The 18,357-nt window shown below is 73.2% G+C and carries 16 protein-coding genes; 5 read left to right on the top strand and 11 right to left on the bottom strand.

What is annotated here, in order from left to right; all coding sequences use genetic code 11:
- Positions 1 to 16: 16 nt before the first annotated feature.
- A complete protein-coding gene (gene pdxR / locus V4Y03_RS20990; RefSeq protein ID WP_332435895.1) occupies positions 17 to 1,510 on the bottom strand; it encodes a MocR-like pyridoxine biosynthesis transcription factor PdxR in 1,494 nt (497 codons plus the stop codon).
- 46 nt (positions 1,511 to 1,556) lie between these two features.
- Here pdxR and V4Y03_RS20985 point away from each other — a divergent pair, with 46 nt between their 5' ends.
- Both V4Y03_RS20985 and V4Y03_RS20980 read left to right on the top strand, forming a co-directional pair.
- Complete coding sequence (locus tag V4Y03_RS20985; protein ID WP_332435894.1) at positions 1,557 to 2,075, top strand: carboxymuconolactone decarboxylase family protein; 519 nt, start codon at positions 1,557 to 1,559, stop codon at positions 2,073 to 2,075.
- The gene (locus V4Y03_RS20980) at positions 2,072 to 2,857 is read left to right on the top strand and encodes an isocitrate lyase/PEP mutase family protein (RefSeq protein WP_332435893.1); all 786 of its coding nucleotides are present in this window, start codon (positions 2,072 to 2,074) and stop codon (positions 2,855 to 2,857) included. The genes V4Y03_RS20985 and V4Y03_RS20980 overlap by 4 nt, the downstream gene beginning before the upstream one ends.
- A gap of 123 nt (positions 2,858 to 2,980) precedes the next feature.
- Here V4Y03_RS20980 and V4Y03_RS20975 read toward each other — a convergent pair whose 3' ends face one another.
- The 4 genes from V4Y03_RS20975 to V4Y03_RS20960 form a co-directional block, all read right to left on the bottom strand.
- Positions 2,981 to 3,970: a malate dehydrogenase gene (locus V4Y03_RS20975; protein WP_317879078.1), complete on the bottom strand. Its 990-nt coding sequence runs from the start codon at positions 3,968 to 3,970 to the stop codon at positions 2,981 to 2,983.
- A 246-nt stretch (positions 3,971 to 4,216) separates the two neighbouring features.
- Positions 4,217 to 5,215, bottom strand: coding sequence for a helix-turn-helix domain-containing protein (locus V4Y03_RS20970; RefSeq protein WP_332435892.1), 999 nt, complete (start codon positions 5,213 to 5,215; stop codon positions 4,217 to 4,219).
- A gap of 281 nt (positions 5,216 to 5,496) precedes the next feature.
- Positions 5,497 to 5,982, bottom strand: a complete 486-nt coding sequence (locus tag V4Y03_RS20965) for a DUF3017 domain-containing protein (RefSeq protein ID WP_443079810.1) — start codon at positions 5,980 to 5,982, stop codon at positions 5,497 to 5,499.
- Position 5,983: 1 nt separating this feature from the next.
- On the bottom strand, positions 5,984 to 6,844 hold the full coding sequence (locus tag V4Y03_RS20960; protein WP_317877451.1) for a bifunctional methylenetetrahydrofolate dehydrogenase/methenyltetrahydrofolate cyclohydrolase: 861 nt from the start codon (positions 6,842 to 6,844) through the stop codon (positions 5,984 to 5,986).
- A gap of 250 nt (positions 6,845 to 7,094) precedes the next feature.
- Here V4Y03_RS20960 and V4Y03_RS20955 point away from each other — a divergent pair, with 250 nt between their 5' ends.
- A complete protein-coding gene (locus tag V4Y03_RS20955; protein ID WP_317877450.1) occupies positions 7,095 to 7,691 on the top strand; it encodes a hypothetical protein in 597 nt (198 codons plus the stop codon).
- 66 nt (positions 7,692 to 7,757) lie between these two features.
- On the opposite strand, the gene V4Y03_RS20950 is transcribed toward V4Y03_RS20955, so the two are convergent.
- From V4Y03_RS20950 to purN, 3 genes are all read right to left on the bottom strand, one after another.
- Positions 7,758 to 9,212, bottom strand: a complete 1,455-nt coding sequence (locus V4Y03_RS20950; protein ID WP_332435891.1) for a DUF2079 domain-containing protein — start codon at positions 9,210 to 9,212, stop codon at positions 7,758 to 7,760.
- 325 nt (positions 9,213 to 9,537) lie between these two features.
- Positions 9,538 to 11,103 (bottom strand): bifunctional phosphoribosylaminoimidazolecarboxamide formyltransferase/IMP cyclohydrolase, encoded by a 1,566-nt coding sequence (purH, locus tag V4Y03_RS20945; RefSeq protein ID WP_332435890.1) that lies wholly within the window; start codon positions 11,101 to 11,103, stop codon positions 9,538 to 9,540.
- A complete protein-coding gene (gene purN / locus V4Y03_RS20940) occupies positions 11,078 to 11,707 on the bottom strand; it encodes a phosphoribosylglycinamide formyltransferase (RefSeq protein WP_250770376.1) in 630 nt (209 codons plus the stop codon). The genes purH and purN overlap by 26 nt, the downstream gene beginning before the upstream one ends.
- Positions 11,708 to 11,969: 262 nt before the next feature.
- Here purN and V4Y03_RS20935 point away from each other — a divergent pair, with 262 nt between their 5' ends.
- Complete coding sequence (locus tag V4Y03_RS20935; protein ID WP_332435889.1) at positions 11,970 to 12,704, top strand: hypothetical protein; 735 nt, start codon at positions 11,970 to 11,972, stop codon at positions 12,702 to 12,704.
- Here the strand turns inward: V4Y03_RS20935 and V4Y03_RS20930 are convergent.
- Positions 12,694 to 14,322, bottom strand: coding sequence for a cell division protein PerM (locus V4Y03_RS20930; RefSeq protein ID WP_332435888.1), 1,629 nt, complete (start codon positions 14,320 to 14,322; stop codon positions 12,694 to 12,696). The genes V4Y03_RS20935 and V4Y03_RS20930 overlap by 11 nt on opposite strands.
- Positions 14,323 to 14,441: 119 nt before the next feature.
- Between V4Y03_RS20930 and V4Y03_RS20925 the strand changes: the two genes are divergently transcribed.
- Positions 14,442 to 15,944, top strand: coding sequence for a sigma factor-like helix-turn-helix DNA-binding protein (locus V4Y03_RS20925; protein WP_332435887.1), 1,503 nt, complete (start codon positions 14,442 to 14,444; stop codon positions 15,942 to 15,944).
- Between the two features lie 133 nt (positions 15,945 to 16,077).
- Here V4Y03_RS20925 and sucD read toward each other — a convergent pair whose 3' ends face one another.
- Positions 16,078 to 16,962 (bottom strand): succinate--CoA ligase subunit alpha, encoded by an 885-nt coding sequence (gene sucD, locus V4Y03_RS20920; protein ID WP_317878361.1) that lies wholly within the window; start codon positions 16,960 to 16,962, stop codon positions 16,078 to 16,080.
- A 19-nt stretch (positions 16,963 to 16,981) separates the two neighbouring features.
- Positions 16,982 to 18,160 (bottom strand): ADP-forming succinate--CoA ligase subunit beta, encoded by a 1,179-nt coding sequence (gene sucC, locus V4Y03_RS20915; protein WP_317878360.1) that lies wholly within the window; start codon positions 18,158 to 18,160, stop codon positions 16,982 to 16,984.
- Positions 18,161 to 18,357: the final 197 nt, after the last annotated feature.

Genomic DNA, 18,357 nt, shown 5'->3' with positions numbered 1-18,357 from the left:
TCCGGAAGACAGGCCCTTAGGGGGCGTCCCGTCCGTGATCGCCAGGACCCTCCTGGGGCAGTACCCGGCACAAGCTCCGGAGTGCGCCCTGCCAGGCGCTGTCCGTCGGGGTGGCGTAGCCGACGACCAGGCCGTCCAGGGTCGCGGGGACGCCCGGGCGGCGGAACTGGTTGACGCCCTGGACCGCGAGGCCGTGCCAGGCGGCGGCCCGCAGCACCTCCTGCTCCGTGCCGGGCGGCAGGGCAAGCACCGCGTGGAGGCCGGCCGCGATCCCGCTGACCCGGGTCTCGGGCGAGTGCGCGGCGACCGCCGCCACCAACTGGTCGCGGCGGCGCCGGTAGCGCAGCCGCATCGCCCGCACGTGCCGGTCGTACGCCCCCGAGGCCAGGAACTCCGCGAACGCCAGCTGGTCCGGCGCCCCGCACGCCCAGTCCACGGCCCCCTTCGCCGCCACCACCTCACCGGCCAGGCCCTCCGGCAGCACCATCCACGCCAGCCGGAGCCCGGGGGCCAGGGACTTGCTCGCGGTGCCGAAGTAGACGACCCGGTCGGGGTCGAGGCCCTGGAGCGCGCCCACCGGCTGCCGGTCGTAGCGGAACTCGCCGTCGTAGTCGTCCTCCAGGACGTACCCGCCCGAGGCCCGCGCCCAGTCGACGACCGCCGCCCGCCGGTCCGGCGGCAGCGCGCCGCCGAGCGGGAACTGATGGGCGGCGGTCATGAGCACGGCTCCGGCGTCCCCGTCCGCCAGCTCCTCGACGCGCGTGCCGCGTCCGTCGAAGGGCAGCGCCGGGGTCCCGAGGCCCGCCCCGGTGAGGAGTCCGGCGTGGAGCCCGAGGCCGTACGACTCGACCGCCACGTCCCGTACGCCCCTGGCGCGCAGCACCTGGCCCATCAGCATCAGTCCGTGCACGAACCCCGCACAGATCACGATCCGTTCGGGCCGGGCGTACACGCCCCGGGCGCGGGCCAGGTACTCGGCGAGGACGGTGCGGAGTTCGATCCGGCCGCGCGGATCGCCGTATCCGAAGGCCTCGTTGGGGGCGGCGGTGAGGGCCCGCCGGTAGGCCTTGAGCCATTCGGCGCGCGGGAAGGACGCGAGGTCGGGGGTGCCGGCCTTGAGGTTGTGCGCGGGCGCGGAGGTGCGCGGGAGGGAGAGGGTGGGCGGCGCGGACGTCGTACGGGAGCCCGCGCTGCCAGGGCCCGCCCGGCGCGGTTCCGCCCTGACCGGTCCCGCGCGGCGCGGTTCCGCGCGACGGGCGACCCGGGTGCCGGAGCCCTGGCGGGCCGTCAGCCAGCCCTCGGCGACCAGTTCGGCGTAGGCGTCGGCGACGGTGTTGCGGGCCATGCCGAGGTCGGCGGCGAGCGAACGGGAGGACGGCAGCCGGGTGCCGGCCTCCAGCCGCCCGCTGCGCACCGCCTCCCGCAGGGCGTCCATGAGGCCGGCCCGCAGACGCGGTCCGCGCAGTTCCAGATGGAGATCGGCCCCGAAAGTGGCCCACTCGTTTGCCATGGAAATGGACCATACTCCTGTGCCACCCGGCTCATACGGTGAAGCCATGACCACGCACACGGACCTCACCGCCACCGTCGCCGCGCCGGCCGAGTACGCCCACGAGCACGCCCCCCGGCTCCCCCTCGCCGAGCGCGTCCCCGAGTTCTACCGGGCCATGCTCCACCTGGAGAAGGCCGCCGCGAAGGACATCGACCCGACCCTGTACCACCTGATCAAGATCCGGGCCTCGCAGATCAACCGCTGCGCGTTCTGCATCGACATGCACACCAAGGACGCTCTCGCGGACGGCGAGACCGTCGAGCGGATCGTGCAGCTCAACGCCTGGGAGGAGTCCCGGCACTTCTACACCGAACGCGAACTGGCCGCCCTCGCGCTCACCGAGTCCGTCACCGTCCTCACCGACGGCTCCGTCCCCGACGGGGTGTACGCCGTCGCCGCCGCGCAGTTCGACGAGACCGAACTCGCCCGGGTCATCGGCGCGATCGTCGTCATCAACGCCTGGAACCGGATCGCCGTCACCACCCGGATGACGCCCGGCCACTACACCCCGCGCTCGGCATGAGCGGGACCGCGAGCGGAAACGGGAGCGGGAGCGGAGAGGGGCGTACGGCCACCCTGCGCGCCCTGCACCTGGGCCGGCCGGCGGACGACCCGCTCGTCCTGCCCGGCCCCTGGGACGCGGTCAGCGCCCGCGTCTTCGAAGCCGCCGGATTCCCGGCGCTCGCGACGCCGAGCGCCGGGATCGCCGCCTCCCTCGGACACGAGGACGGGGCGACCCCGGCGGCGGAGATGTTCGCCGCCGTGGCCCGGATCGTCCGCGCGGTCTCCGTACCCGTCACGGCGGACCTGGAGGGCGGGTACGGGCTCGCTCCGGCCGAACTCGTCGAGCGGGTACGGGAGTCGGGGGCCGTCGGCGTGAACCTGGAGGACACCGGACCGGACGGCCGCCTCCAGGACCCGCGGGCGCACGCCGACCGGCTGGCGGAGGTGCGGGCGGCGGCGGGACCCGGACTCTTCCTCAACGCGCGCGTGGACACGTACATCCGGGGGGTGGCCGAGCCCGCGGCGGACGCGCTCGTCCGCGCCCGGCTCTACGCCGAGGCGGGCGCGGACTGCGTCTACCCGATCGCCGCCCCGCCGGCCGACCTCCCGGCGCTGCGCGCCGCCCTGGGCGACCTGCCGCTCAACGCCCTCGCCCTCCCGGGCGGCCCGTCCTTCGCGGAACTCGGCCGGCTCGGGGCGACCCGCGTCACCTTCGGCGACGGACTGCTGCTGCGCGCGGCGCGGGACCTGTCGGCCCTCGCGACGGGGCTCAGGGACGGCAAAGCGCTCGCGCAGGAATGACGGCGCCCCCGGGCCGTACGGTCGGTCGTACGGCCCGGGGGCGCCGGGCAGGTGGAGCCCTGGTGGAACAGGGCTCGGATCAGGCCTGGCCCCTGTGAGGCCGGGCCCGGATCAGGGCTGGGCTCAGATGAGGCCGAGCTCGCGGACCGCTTCGCGCTCCTCGGCGAGCTCCGCCACGGAGGCGTCGATGCGGGTGCGGGAGAAGTCGTTGATCTCCAGGCCCTGGACGATCTCGTACTTGCCGTCGACGCAGGTGACGGGGAAGGAGGAGATGAGACCCTCCGGCACGCCGTACGAGCCGTCCGACGGGATGCCCATGGAGGCCCAGTCGCCCGCGGCGGTGCCGTTGACCCAGGTGTGGACGTGGTCGATGGCGGCGTTCGCGGCGGAGGCGGCGGAGGACGCGCCACGGGCCTCGATGATCGCGGCGCCGCGCTTGGCGACGGTCGGGATGAAGGTGTCGGCCAGCCACGCCTCGTCGCCCACGACCTCGGCGGCGTTCTTGCCGGCGATCTCCGCGTGGAAGATGTCCGGGTACTGGGTCGCCGAGTGGTTGCCCCAGATGGTGAGGCGCTTGATGTCCTCGACCGAGGAGCCGGTCTTCTGGGCCAGCTGCGTCAGCGCGCGGTTGTGGTCCAGACGGGTCATCGCGGTGAAGCGCTCGGCCGGCACGTCCGGGGCGGCGGCCTGGGCGATCAGGGCGTTGGTGTTGGCCGGGTTGCCCACGACGAGGACCTTGATGTCGTCCGCGGCGTGGTCGTTGATGGCCTTGCCCTGCGGCTTGAAGATGCCGCCGTTGGCGGCGAGCAGGTCGCCGCGCTCCATGCCCTTGGTACGCGGGCGGGCGCCGACGAGCAGCGCGACGTTGGCACCCTCGAAGCCCTGGTTCGGGTCGTCGAAGATGTCGATGCCCTTGAGCAGCGGGAAGGCGCAGTCGTCGAGCTCCATGGCGGTGCCCTCGGCGGCCTTCACGCCCTGCGGGATCTCGAGGAGGCGCAGCTTGACCGGCACGTCCGCGCCGAGCAGGTGGCCGGAGGCGATGCGGAAGAGCAGCGCGTAGCCGATCTGGCCGGCCGCGCCGGTCACGGTGACATTCACGGGAGTGCGGGTCATGGCGATCTCCGTAAGACAGCTGGCGGTGGGGGTCCCTGCCCCTGGTGCGGGATAGCTCTCTTGATCGATCGGTGTCTCGACATGAAGAGATATCCAGCGGTCAGGCTATCCGACCCGGGCCCCCGTGAATCCCCACCCCCTTGTGGTCCGGCTCACTGCCGCCCGTCCGCGCGCGCGTCCGTCCGCGTGTCCGGGCGCGTGTCCGTGCGCCCCTCGCCGGCCCCTCTGCCGCACGTCAGCCGCCCTTCAGCCGCCCGTGGTGCAGCCCTCGCGGCCGTTCGCGAGGGCGCCGCAGGCCCGAGCGGCCGTGCCGGACCCGGCGGCGACCATCGGGGTGTACGCGTCGGTTTCCGCCGCCGTCGTGTCGGCGTCCGGGGCGACGGTGGCGTCCCGGACGGCGCCCGCGGCCTCGACGCTCACCGTGTCCCCGGGGGCGGCCCCGGTGATCCGGGCCCACGCGGCCCCGCAGGTGCCGCTGTAGCGGACCTCGACCAGGGCGGCGCCCACGCGCGCGCGTGCGACGGTCGTGGCGAGCCCGCCGCCGCAGCCCATGGCCTCCGGGTCCTGCCCGGCGCAGTCGGCGCCCGCGCACTTCACGCCCGGGGGGAGGCTGGGGCGCTGAGTGGTGGGCGGGACGGTGGTGGGGGGCGGGGCGGTCGCGCGGTCGTCCGGGTTGCCGGAACCGCCCAGGTCGACGAGGAGCAGGGCGCCGGCGACGACGAGCAGGGCGCCGAGCGTGCCGAGGGTGTAGAGCAGGACGCGCCGGGGACGGGATGCGGGAGTGGGATCCGGGGCGGCGGCGGGAGCGGGGATCCGGGGCGAGGGTGAGGGCGTCGGTACGGGCTCCGCCGGGCGTGGCGAGGGACCGGGCGCCTGGCCCGGCAGGTCGATGCGCCGGATCTGCAGGGTGCGGTCGTCCTCGTCCCAGCGGTCACCGCCGTCCCGACGGTCAGCGTCGTCACGGTCACCACCGGCCCGGCCGGACCATGCCCGCTCCGCCCGCTCCCAGTGGGCCGCGAGGCCGCCCGCGTCACTTCCGGTCACGTCGGCGAGTGCCACGACGGCGCTACGGGGCACGGGTTGACGGGCGTTCAGGAACCCGTCCCACACGGCTCGTTCGTGGCCGGTGCGTTCGGCGACGGCTGTGACGGCGAGGCCGCTGCGGTCGACGAGGCGGCGGAGCAGCTCGGTGAACGCGCGCACGTCCGGGTCGAGTTCGTCGGGCAGCGCCTTCCAGCCAGGCATGTGCGGTCCCCCTTGTCCCGTACCCCTCGCGACTCCCTGCTGTCCCGAAGAATGGCAGGTCCGGAGGCGGCGCGCGCCCCCGATGCGGATCCGAGGTAGCGGAATGGTCACTTCCGTGCCACAGCGACCCGACGGGACTTGCAGCCACGTTGGCGCGTACATGACCCTTGATCACAGCGGCGCCCGCCCTCCCACGGGGGAGAGGGCGGGCGCCGTGTCTCAAATGCTGCGGACCGGGTCCGGGTCCGGGGGCGAGCCCAGGTCCGGACCTCCGCCCGGATCTAGGTCACCGTGAGGTGGAGGACTTCCTCCAGGAACGGGATCTTCAGCCAGGGCTCGGGCTGCACCATGAGCGCGAGCAGCACGATCAGGCCACCCATCACCCCGTACGTGATCATGTCCGTGAAGCGGGACCGGACGGCCAGCATGCCCACGGAGGGCAGCACCCGGCGCATCACGGCGCCCACCAGGAGTGCGGCCCCGATCAGCATCGCCCCGACCCGGAAGGCCTGCGGGAACGGATCCGTCCCCACCACGAGCAGCCCGGTCCCGGCCAGCGTGAGCACGGTGAGCAGCGGCCACTGACGGGCGGGCGCGGAGGCGTCCCCGGGGGCGGCACGACCGCCGCCCTCGGGCCGCGCGGTGTCGGTGGTGACGGCCGCCGGCCGCTTCCGCCCGCCCTCGGCCGAGGCCTCGGCGACATCCGCCCCGTCCCCGAATTCCGGCGTTCCCGGGCTCCCCGGGATCCCCGGGTTCTCCGAGGTCACGTCAGAGCGCCGCGGCCGCGCGCTCCGCGGCCTCGACGACGTTGACGAGGAGCTGGGCGCGGGTCATCGGGCCGACACCGCCGGGGTTCGGGGAGATCCAGCCGGCCACCTCGGCGACGCCCGGGTGCACATCGCCGACGATCTTGCCCTCGCCGTTGCGCGAGACGCCGACGTCGAGGACGGCGGCTCCCGGCTTCACGTCCTCCGGCCTGATCAGGTGCGGCACACCGGCCGCCGCGACGATGATGTCGGCGTTGCGCAGATGGGCGGAGAGGTCCCGGGTCCCGGTGTGGCACTGGGTCACGGTCGCGTTCTCCGAGCGGCGGGTGAGCAGCAGCGGCATCGGGCGGCCGATGGTGACACCGCGTCCGACGACCACGACCTCGGCGCCGTTGATCTCGACGCCGTGGCGGCGGAGCAGCGTGATGACGCCGTTCGGCGTGCAGGGCAGCGGGGCGGGCTCGTTGAGGACGAGCCGGCCGAGGTTGGTCGGGTGCAGACCGTCCGCGTCCTTGGCGGGGTCCATCAGCTCCAGGATGCGGTTCTCGTCGATGCCCTTGGGCAGCGGGAGCTGGACGATGTACCCGGTGCAGGCCGGGTCCTCGTTGAGCTCCTGGACGACCGCCTCGATCTCCTCCTGCGTGGCGTCGGCGGGCAGGGTGCGCTGGATCGAGGCGAGGCCGACCTCCGCGCAGTCCCGGTGCTTGCCGGCCACGTACTTCTGGCTGGCCGCGTCGTCGCCGACGAGGACGGTGCCGAGTCCGGGTGTGATGCCCTGCTCCTTGAGGGCCGCCACACGGACGGTCAGATCGGACTTGATCGCGGCTGCGGTGGCCTTGCCATCGAGAATCTGGGCGCTCATGGAGACATCCTCCCGGATGACCCCCGCCTTGTTCCAATTCGCTCGCTCCGGGCACCCGGCCGTACGGCCCGAGAACTCGCCCCCGCGCAACCGCTCCGGGTAACGACTGGACAAAAAGTCGACGTTGCGACGACGATGATCCGCGTAGTACCGCGGAAAGTGCCGGGGGGATTCCGCTCACATCCCGTGAAAAGTCCTCCGCGCGGGCCGCGTCGTCCCCCGCACAGAGAATTCACGGAGGAATCCCGGAATGAGCTTCGGCGACCCGAACAACCCTTATGGCCAGCCGCAGGGCCAGGGCCAGCAGCAGCCCGGTTACGGCTACCCGCAGCAGGCCCCGCAGGGCGTGCCGCCGCAGCAGGGCTACGGCTACCCGGCGGCTCCGCCGGTCTCGCCGTACGGCGGCGGCTACCCGGGGGCGTCCATGGTCATGCCGGGTGGCGTCAAGGCCGCGCGCGTCATGCTGTGGATCCTCGGCGCCTTCAACCTGATCGGCGGCATCGCCGCGATCGGCCTGTCCTTCGCCGTCGACAGCGAGCTCGAGAAGTCGGGCGCCTCGGCCTCGGACGTCGAGGCGTTCGGCAACCTGGGCCAGGGCATCCTGATCGGCGCGGGCATCGTGTCGCTCATCTTCGCCGTCTTCGGCATGGTGCTGGCCGCCAAGTTCAAGTCCGGCGGCAACGGCGTCCGTATCGGCTCCATCGTCTGGGCCTCGATCGGCGTGCTGTTCAGCCTCTTCTCGCTGCCGCTCGGCATCGTGAGCCTCGCCCTCGGCGTCATGGTCATCGTCTTCGTGGCGAAGTCGGACGGCTCGGCCTGGTTCAACCGCAACAAGCAGCAGTACTGAACCTGAACGACCAACGGCCGTGGGCCCGATTCCGTACGGAATCGGGCCCACGGCCGTTGGTCCACGTCATGCCTTCTTGAGCACCGCGAAGCCGTCCGAGCGGTGGACGATCTCGTACCGCGCCTCCGGATGCAGTTGCGAGGCCAACTGCACCGGGTCGGAGACCTGCTGCGACCAGCCGCGCAGATCGAAGGCGAGATAGTCCGGATCGACGTCCCCCGAGGTGCCCACCCAGTAGACCCGGTGGTCCGCCGTGAGGTGCGCGAGGAGCGAGACGTCCGCCTCCACGCTCACCCCGTCCGGCACCGCGTCGACCGCCGCCCGCGCCTGCACGGTGCGGGTGTCCGTCCGGTACGTCTCCGATTTCATCAGCTCGCGCAGCGGCAGGTTCGCGGCGAGGACGAGCGCGACCGCCGTCGCGACCGGGACGACGACCTTCCCGTACGAGACGAGCCACGCGCGCGGTGAGGTGCGTACGGAGCGGGCGCCGTCCACCAGGGCCAGGAACACGACCGGCATCAGGATCGCGCTGTAGTGCCAGTGCATGCCCCAGTGGTTCGGGTCCTGGGAGAGGAAGCGCCAGCCGAGCGTGGGCAGGACGAGCAGGACCAGCGGCGACCGCAGGGCCAGGAAGCCGGTGATGGCGAGCAGGTAGAACACCATCTCCCAGCGCTCGCCCGAGGCGAGCGCGTCACCGATGACCTGCCCGAAGGAGGTCTCGGCGCCCTGCCCGGTCTTCTCGATCTTGGACCAGTAGTCGTACTCGCCGACCCGGCTGGCCGCCGGGATCAGGACGAGGACGGTCAGGGCGAAGGCGGCCACGCCGAAACCGGCCACGGCCGCGCCGAGCCGCTTCTGCCCCTTCAGGAACAGCACCGCGCCGACCATGGCGACGGTCAGCCCCATGTCCTCCTTGACCAGGACCAGCGGGGCGGCCCAGGCGACGGCGGCGGTCCAGCGCCCGAGGAGCAGCGCACGGCAGGTCAGGGCGAGCAGCGGGACGGCGAAGGCTATCTCGTGGAAGTCGGACTTCACCGCCTCCTGGAGCCCCCAGGACAGCCCGTACGCGACGGTGAGCCCGAGGCCCGCGGCCCGGCTGCCCAGGATCTGCTGGGTGGTGCGGCCGACGACGACGGCTCCGGCGGCGAACAGCGCGGCCTGCGCGAAGAGCAGCGCGACCGGTGACGGCCAGATCCAGTACAGCGGCGCCAGGAGCGCGGTGACGGGGCTGAAGTGGTCGCCGAGTATCTGGAAACCGGGGCCCTTGATGTCGACGACGGGGGCGCGGAACTCGGCGTACGCCCTGACCGACTGCCCGAAGATCCCGAGGTCCCAGGACGGGGTGCGGAAATGCGCGTACTGCACCCAGGAGTACAGGAAGTACAGGCCGCACAGGACGCCCGCGAGGATCAGGTACGGGCGGAGCGGGGCGGACGGGAGGCCGTCCGGCGGCTCCGTGCCGGCGGGGCCGGTAGCGCCGGTGACGGCCTCCTCGGCGGACCTGTTCTGTACGTCCAACACCACGCCCCCACTACCGGTGGTCGACAAAAGAGCAACCCATTAGACCAGAGTCCACCCGATCGGCGGATCTATCGCCGCCGGGCCCGGGTGACACCCCGGACACCCTCGGTGACGTCCCGCGTTCGCCGAGACGGTGCCGGGCGCGGAGGACTGCCACGGCCGGGGCGACTTCGCGTCCGGCGGACGCACGGTCGGGTCCGTGACCTGGGGCGGCGAGTGCCCCAGACCGTGCCCCCGGTGGGCGGACTGACCGGAGAAAGACGGGCGGCCCGCCGGTACCTCCCAGGTACCGGCGGGCCGCCCGCCGTCCGTACGACTCGACGGATCAGTGGAAGAAGTGACGCGTCCCCGTGAAGTACATCGTCACGCCCGCCTTCTTCGCCGCCTCGACGACCAGCTCGTCACGCATCGAGCCGCCCGGCTGCACGACCGCCTTCACGCCGGCCGCGGTGAGGATCTCCAGGCCGTCGGGGAAGGGGAAGAACGCGTCGGAGGCGGCGTACGAGCCGCGCGCCCGCTCCTCGCCCGCCCGCTCGACGGCCAGCTTCGCGGAGTCGACGCGGTTGACCTGGCCCATGCCGACGCCGACCGAGGCGCCGTCCTTGGAGAGCAGGATCGCGTTGGACTTGACCGCGCGGCAGGCCTTCCAGGCGAACGCCAGCTCGGCCAGCTCCTCGGCGGACAGGGCCTCGCCGGTCGCCAGGGTCCAGTTCGCCGGGTCGTCGCCCTCGGCCTGGAGGCGGTCGGTGACCTGGAGCAGCGCGCCGCCGTCGATCGGCTTGACCTCGACCGGGTTGGCCGGGCCGCCCTCGGCGCGCAGCACGCGGATGTTCTTCTTCCTGGCGAGGATCTCGACGGCGCCGTCCTCGTACGCCGGGGCGACGATGACCTCGGTGAAGATCTCCGCGACCTGCTCGGCCATCGCGACCGAGACCGGGCGGTTGACGGCGATGACGCCGCCGAACGCGGACAGCGGGTCGCAGGCGTGGGCCTTGCGGTGGGCCTCGGCGACGTCCGCGCCGACCGCGATGCCGCACGGGTTGGCGTGCTTGATGATCGCGACGCAGGGCTCGGTGTGGTCGTACGCGGCCCGGCGCGCGGCGTCGGTGTCCGTGTAGTTGTTGTACGACATCTCCTTGCCGTGCAGCTGCTCGGCCTCGGCGAGGCCGCCCGTGCCGTCGACGTAGAGCGCGGCGCCCTGGTGCGGGTTCTCGCCGTAGCGCAGGACGTTGTTCCGCGCGTAGGTGGCGCCCAGGAAGTCCGGGAAACCGCTGTCGTCGGCGGCGGCGTAGTCGTCGGCGAACCAGGACGCCACGGCCACGTCGTACGCGGCGGTGTGCTGGAAGGCCTCACCGGCGAGGCGCTTGCGGGCGGTCAGGTCGAAACCGCCGGCCTTGACGGCCGCGAGCACGTCGTCGTAACGCTTGGGGCTGGTCACGATCGCCACGGACGGGTGGTTCTTCGCGGCGGCGCGGACCATGGACGGGCCGCCGATGTCGATCTGCTCGACGCACTCGTCCGGGGTGGCGCCGGAGGCGACGGTCTCGCGGAACGGGTAGAGGTTCACGACGACCAGGTCGAAGGGCTCCACGCCCAGCTCGGCGAGCTGCGCGCGGTGCGACTCCAGGCGCAGGTCGGCGAGGATGCCGGCGTGCACGCGCGGGTGGAGGGTCTTGACGCGGCCGTCCAGGCACTCGGGGAAGCCGGTCAGCTCCTCGACCTTGGTGACCGGCACCCCGGCGGCGGCGATCTTCCCGGCCGTGGAGCCGGTGGAGACGAGCTCGACACCGGCCTCGTGCAGACCGCGGGCCAGCTCTTCCAGCCCCGTCTTGTCGTAGACGCTGACCAGCGCGCGGCGGATGGGCTTAACGGTGTCCGTGTTCACCGACATGAACCTTTCGTCCCTCAATGCGATAGCCGTGCCGGGCGAGGCGCCCCACGACGTCGACGAGCAGCGAGCGCTCGACTTCCTTGATGCGCTCGTGCAGAGCGGCTTCATCGTCCGTCTCCCGCACCTCGACCACGCCCTGGGCGATGATCGGGCCGGTGTCGACACCGTCGTCGACGAAGTGGACGGTGCACCCGGTGACCTTCGCGCCGTAGGCGAGGGCGTCACGCACCCCGTGGGCACCGGGAAAACTGGGGAGCAGAGCCGGGTGGGTGTTGACGACCCGGCCGCCGAAGCGGGCGAGGAACTCCTTGCCGACGATCTTCATGAAACCGGCCGAGACGACGAGATCCGGCTCGTACGCCGCGGTGGCCTCGGCCAGCGCGCGGTCCCACTCCTCGCGGGTGGCGTGGTCCTTGACCCGGCAGACGAAGGTCGGCAGCCCGGCGCGCTCGGCGCGCTCCAGACCGGCGATGCCGTCGCGGTCGGCACCCACGGCGACGATCTCGGCGCCGTACCCCTCGGGGTCCGCGGCGATGCCGTCGAGGAGGGCCTGCAGATTGGTACCGGAACCGGAGACCAGGACGACGAGGCGGGCGGCAGCCACTGGGTCACTCTTTCCGTGGTGTTTGTACGGTCGTACGAACGAATCGTGCCGCTCGATACGGGGAACCCTACGAATGGCTCGACCGTCAGCAACGATACCGGCACACCGGACGGCCCCCACGGGACGGGGGCGGAGCAGGGCGGTAGCGTCAGGGTCCGACCCCCGACGAACAGCGGGCTGCGGCAGACAGCAGCAGACGAGACAACAGCGCAGACCACGGGTGCGGACGTGGTCACGACGACAGAGGGAAGACGTTCAGCAGATGCCGGAACGCCAGTCCACGGACGACAACAACCCGTTCGCGCCGCCGCCCGAGGGCAGGCCGGATCAGCCGTGGCAGCCGCGGCGACCGGAGGGCTCGGACGACGAGACGTCCGGGAACTCCGGCTCGTCGGGGCCGGCCGACGGCCGCTGGAGCCCCCGCCAGCCGGGACCCTCGGACGACGGCTTCGGCCGCGGACCCGAGCGCCAGGGAGGCGGTCAGGGAGGCGGTCAGGGAGGCCCCGACGGCGGGCCCGGCCAGGGCGGCCCCGGCCGCCAGGGGCTCCGCTGGGACCCCACGGACCCGGCGCAGCGGCGGGCGCGGTACGCGATCCTGGCGGGCATGTGGGCCTTCTTCTTCGCGATCTTCGAGATCCCGGAGCTGGCGCTACTGCTCGGCGCGCTCGGCCTCTACTGGGCGATCAGCTCGCTGCGCACCAAGCCGAAACCGCCGGCGGAGCCGACACCGGCCTCCCCCGGGGCGGAAACGGCGGCCGGAGCGGCGCCGCAGGGCCCCTCGGGGGCGACTCCGATCCGCGCGATGCGGACCGCCGCGATCAGCGGCCTGGTCGCGGCGAGCGTGGCCCTGATGATCGTCGCCGTCGGCTTCACGATGAAGCTCGTGTACAGCGACTTCTACGAGTGCCGCAACGACGCCCTCACCCACGCGGGCCAGCTGGCCTGCAACGACCTCCTGCCGAAGCCGCTGCGCGCGGGCTTCGGCGTCAGGGAGTAGGACCGGCGGATCCGCCGCCGCCGGGCCGGTCCGGGGGCGGCGGCGCGGGCTCCCAGGCCGCCGGGAGGTAGTCGTACGGCTCGAAGGCGGAGTCACCGTACGGATCGTCGTCGCCGAGCCCGAGGTCGGCACCGGAGGTCTCGGCCGGCGGCACGGCCCGCGCCGACTGCGCTGCCGGGGACGGACTCGGGGACGGGTGTGCGAGGCCGGGCTCGGATACGGCCCCGGCGGCGCGATCGGCACCGGGCGCGGTCCCGGCTGGTGCTTCCGAGGTGTCGCCGGCACCTGACCCCGGCCCTGAACCGGTGTCCGCCGCAGCCCCTGCCGTCGCCGATGCCTCGGCCGCAGCCCCCACCGGCTGGGCGCCCGCCGTCGGCACCCGTACCTGTTCCGGTGCCGGTGCCGGTGCCGGAACCGGTCGGCGCATCGAGCGGGGTACGCGGCGGGCCCAGGCCCGTACGCCCAGGGCCACCGGGACCCCCACGCACGCACCCCACAGCACCGCCGCCGCCCCTGTCTGCCACCACACCGGCCCGAACGCCGAGAGGCGACCGCTGCCCAGCGGACCGCCCGCCGCGCCCGCGAGGACGGCGACGGCCGCCCCGCAGCCCCAGGCCGCGCCCAGGGCCGTGAGGGCGGTGTCACGGGCCGCCCAGGTCCGCGCCGAGCGGCCCACGCACCGGCCCTGGAGCACGGCGGCGGCCAGCGGAACGGCCGCGGCCGTCCAGTGCGGCCACTCCCCGCGCCCCTCGGCGGGCAGCGCGGCGAGCAGCGGGAACGGCGGCACGGCCGGGTCCCCGACGAGGCCCAGCGGGGTGGCGAACGCGCCGGTACCGAGGGCGAAACCCGGCCCGAGCCCGTACGAGGCACCCCAGACGGCCATGTTCGGGAGCAGCGCCAGGACGAGCAGCAGCACCGCCATCCGCCCCGACCACTCCCCCGTGAGTCCCGCGTACGCCGCCTGCGCCTCGCTCGCGTGCCAGGCGAGCGAGACCGCCGCGGCGACCGCGCCGCCCCCCAGCAGGGTCACCAGGCCGAGTCCCGTCGCGCGCAGGGCGACGGCGGCCTGGCGCTGTCCGGGCAGCGGGCGGCCGAGCGCGGTCCAGACCCCGGCGCCCGCCGCGGCCGTGACGACGGCGGGCAGCCATAGCCCGGCGCTGACGAGATCGGCGGGCAGGGGGCCGCTCTCGCTGTAGACCACGACCACGGCCGCGACCAGGAGGTATCCCCCGGCGACCGAGGCGACGGCACCCCCGGCGGAGGGGCGCGGCCGGTCGTCGTCGCCGCCGTCGAGGGTGTCGCGGGCGGCCCGGTGGACGAGCCAGACGGGCAGGACGACCAGGAGCAGCGGCACGATGCCGAGGGGCGCGGGCAGGCCGCTCAGGGTGTCCGTACGGACGAGGTCGACGCCGTGGGCGAGCAGCCAGAGCCCGGCGGCCAGGTGCAGGGCGCCGCCCGCACCGCCGTCGGGGTACGGGGAGCTGATCCAGGCCGCGATCACGAGCACCGCGAGAGCGCCGAGACCGAGCCCGGCGGCGACCCCGCCCCGGACACAGGCGGTGGCGAGGGCGGTGGAACGACCGCCCCGGACCAGGGGGTGTTCGGTCACATGGGTCACGGGGTCATGCTGCCAACGACACGCGCTTTTGCCGCGTAACAGGCAAACCTCCGTCGTGTCGCTCAAGATACGTTTATGTACTTTTCCGCCCAGAGCAGCTCTGCGGGAGGTCGACGCCGATGAGCCGGAGCACCGCGGATTCCGCATCCGTCACCCTGCCGACCCCGAAGGAGCGGCGCAGGTTGCGTGAGGCCCTCGCCCTGAGCGAGGAGCAGGTCGCCGAGGCCATGGGCGTCACGAAGGCCACGGTCAGGGCGTGGGAGACGGGGCGCTCGACGCCCCGGGGCCGTAAGCGCGAGGCGTACGCGAGGCTGCTCGGCCCGTCCGGGCCCGGCGGGTCGGACGACCGCCGTCCCGCGCCGCCGCCCGCAGCCGCCCCCACACGGCCCCCGGCCGACTCACCGTCGAGACCACAGCCCGAGACACAGGCGCAGGTCCCCGGACGGCCGCAGGCCGAGGACCGGTCGCAGGCCGAGGACCGGTCGCAGCCCCAGGCCCGGGCGCAGGCCGAGGCCCACGCCCAGGCACGGTCACAGGCCCCGTCCCACGCCCAGGCCCCGTCCCACGCCCAGGCCCAGGCCCAGTCCCCCCTGAAGCCCCCCGCGCGGGTTCAGGCCGCCGAGTCCGCCGGTGTGCGGCCCAAGGCCGCCGCCAAGCGGGCCGGCCGGCCGCCGAAGGCCCCCTCGCCCTCGCCCGCCATCGCCTCCGGCCCCGCCCGCAAGGGTGCCCCGCAGCCGCAGGAGCGGCTGAAACAGGCACCCGCGGACGCGGCGGCACCGGTGCCCGCCGAGCCGCCGTCCCCGCTCACGCCCGAGCCGCCCTCGCTCACGCCCGAGCAGGCCTTCGACGCGCTCTACGCGCACGCGGCTCCCGGCCTCGTCCACCAGACCCATCTGCTGACCGGGCGCAGACGGCTCTCCCGCGAGGCCGTCGAGTACGCCTTCCACCACGCCTGGCAGCACTGGCCCGAGGTCGCCGTCGACCCGGATCCGGTGGGCTGGGTGCGGGCGACGGCGTACGAGTACGCCCTCTCCCCCTGGCACCGGCTGCGCCGCGCCCACAAGCACCCCGACGCCCCTCCGACGGAGGCGAACCGGCGGGCGCTGCTCACGGCGCTGCTCGAACTGCCGCCGCCCTACCGCCGTACCGTCCTGCTGTACGACGGTCTTGGCCTCGACCTGCCGGAGACGGCGGCCGAGACCGAGGCCAGCACCCCCGCCGCCGCCAACCGGCTGCTGCACGCCCGTACCGTCCTCGGGCAGCGGGTCCCCGAGCTGGCCGAGCCGGAGGTGCTGCACCGGCGGCTCGGCGCGCTGGTCGCGGAGGCGCCGACGGCGACCCTCCCGGCCGCCCGCACGGTCAGGATGGGCAGCGACCGGCGGGCCCGGACGTGGACGCGGGCGGTGCTGGGGGTGACGGCGGTCCTCATCGGGGTCACCGGCTTCACGGCGGCGACCGCGCCGACCCGGTACATCCCCGTCAACGCCCCTGGCGAGACCGTCAACGGCGTGCCCGTGCGCGGCGGCCCGCAGAAGCTCCGCCCGGAGGACGTGGAGCTCCGCGAGAAGCTGCGCACCGGGCCGAACCCGGGCCCGGAACGGCTGCTCCCGCACGCCGAGTAGCGGGCGCGCATACGGGCGGGCCCCGCCGGAAAGCGGGCGCGCACGCGAGCGGGCCCCGCCCCCACCCGGTCTTCCGGGAGGGGCGGGGCCCGCTCGTGTACTGCCTGTCAGGCCGCTGTGCGAATCAGCCCGTTCAGCCCGCGAGGATGGCGCGCGCCAGCTTGGCCGTCTCGGTCGGCGTCTTGCCGACCTTGACGCCGGCGGCCTCCAGGGCCTCCTTCTTCGCCTGGGCGGTGCCGGAGGAGCCGGAGACGATGGCGCCGGCGTGGCCCATGGTCTTGCCCTCGGGCGCGGTGAACCCCGCGACGTAGCCGACGACCGGCTTGGTGACGTTGGCCTTGATGAAGTCGGCCGCACGCTCCTCGGCGTCGCCGCCGATCTCACCGATCATGACGATCAGGTCGGTGTCGGGGTCCGCCTCGAACGCCGCGAGGGCGTCGATGTGCGTGGTGCCGATGACCGGGTCGCCACCGATGCCGACGGCGGACGAGAAGCCGAGGTCACGGAGCTCGTACATCATCTGGTACGTCAGCGTGCCGGACTTCGAGACCAGGCCGATGCGGCCCGGCTTCGTGATGTCGCCCGGGATGATGCCGGCGTTGGACTGGCCCGGGGTGATGAGACCGGGGCAGTTCGGGCCGATGATGCGGGTCTTGTTGCCCTTCGACTGCGCGTACGCCCAGAAGGCGGCGGAGTCGTGGACGGCGATGCCCTCGGTGATGACGACCGCGAGGGGGATCTCGGCGTCGATCGCCTCGACCACGGCGGCCTTGGCGAAGGCCGGCGGGACGAAGAGGACGGACACGTCGGCGCCCGTCTTCTCCATCGCCTCGGCGACGGAGCCGAAGACCGGGACCTCGGTGCCGTCGAAGTCGACGGACGTGCCGGCCTTGCGCGGGTTCACGCCACCGACGATGTTGGTGCCGTCACCCAGCATGAGCTTGGTGTGCTTCATGCCCGTGGCACCGGTCATGCCCTGGACGATGACCTTGCTGTCCTTGGTCAGGAAGATAGCCATGGTGTTCTGACCTCGTCCCTTACTTCGCAGCCGCGAGCTCGGCGGCCTTGTCGGCCGCGCCGTCCATGGTGTCCACGCGCTGCACGAGCGGGTGGTTCGCGTCCGACAGGATCTTGCGACCCAGCTCCGCGTTGTTGCCGTCGAGGCGCACGACCAGCGGCTTGGTGACCTCTTCGCCCTTGGAGGCGAGGAGCTCCAGGGCCTGGACGATGCCGTTGGCGACCTCGTCACAGGCGGTGATGCCACCGAAGACGTTGACGAACACGGACTTGACGTCCGGGTCGCCCAGGATGATCTCCAGGCCGTTCGCCATGACCTCGGCGGAGGCGCCGCCACCGATGTCGAGGAAGTTGGCCGGCTTCACGCCGCCGTGGTTCTCACCGGCGTACGCGACGACGTCCAGGGTCGACATGACCAGACCGGCGCCGTTGCCGATGATGCCGACCTGGCCGTCGAGCTTGACGTAGTTGAGGTTCTTGGCCTTGGCGGCAGCCTCGAGCGGGTTGGCTGCGGCCTTGTCCTCGAGCGCCTCGTGCCCGGGCTGGCGGAAGTCGGCGTTCTCGTCGAGCGAGACCTTGCCGTCCAGGGCCAGGATGCGACCGTCCTTGGTCTTCACCAGCGGGTTGACCTCGACGAGGAGCGCGTCCTCGGCGACGAAGGTGTCCCACAGGGTCACCATCGCCTCGGCGACGCCCTCGGCCACCTCGGCCGGGAACTTCGCCAGGGCCACGATCTCGCGGGCCTTCTCGATGCTCACGCCGTCGACGGCGTTGACCGGGACCTTCGCGAGGGCCTCGGGGGTCTTCTCCGCGACCTCCTCGATGTCCATGCCGCCCTGCACCGACGCCATGGCGAGGAAGGTGCGGTTGGTGCGGTCGAGGAGGTACGAGACGTAGTACTCCGCCTCGATCTCCGGGGACAGCTCGGCGATCATCACCTTGTGGACCGTGTGGCCCTTGATGTCCATCCCGAGGATGTCCGTCGCGCGGGCGACGGCCTCGTCCGGGGTGGCGGCCAGCTTCACGCCGCCGGCCTTGCCGCGGCCGCCGACCTTCACCTGCGCCTTGACGACCGACTTGCCGCCAAGACGCTCGGTGGCCTCGCGCGCCGCCTCAGGCGTGTCGATGACTTCACCGGCCAGCACCGGTACACCGTGCTTGGCGAAGAGGTCCCTCGCCTGGTACTCGAACAGGTCCACGCGCGTCCGTCCCTTTTCTGATGATCGCGGTTCGTTGTCTGCGTGGGCGTGCCGCGAAGGGCAACGTGACTGCACTGTCACAAGGGAGGCGTACACGGTGTCCGTGGACGCGGCATGTCCGTCTCGCAGGTTATCGCCGTGGGACGTAGGTCCCTAAATCGCAGGTCACAACGGAGCGGTGATACGGGTCACAGATC

Source organism: Streptomyces sp. P9-A4, from assembly GCF_036634195.1.
Taxonomy (GTDB): domain Bacteria; phylum Actinomycetota; class Actinomycetes; order Streptomycetales; family Streptomycetaceae; genus Streptomyces.
This window is presented reverse-complemented; position numbering and strand designations above follow the sequence as displayed.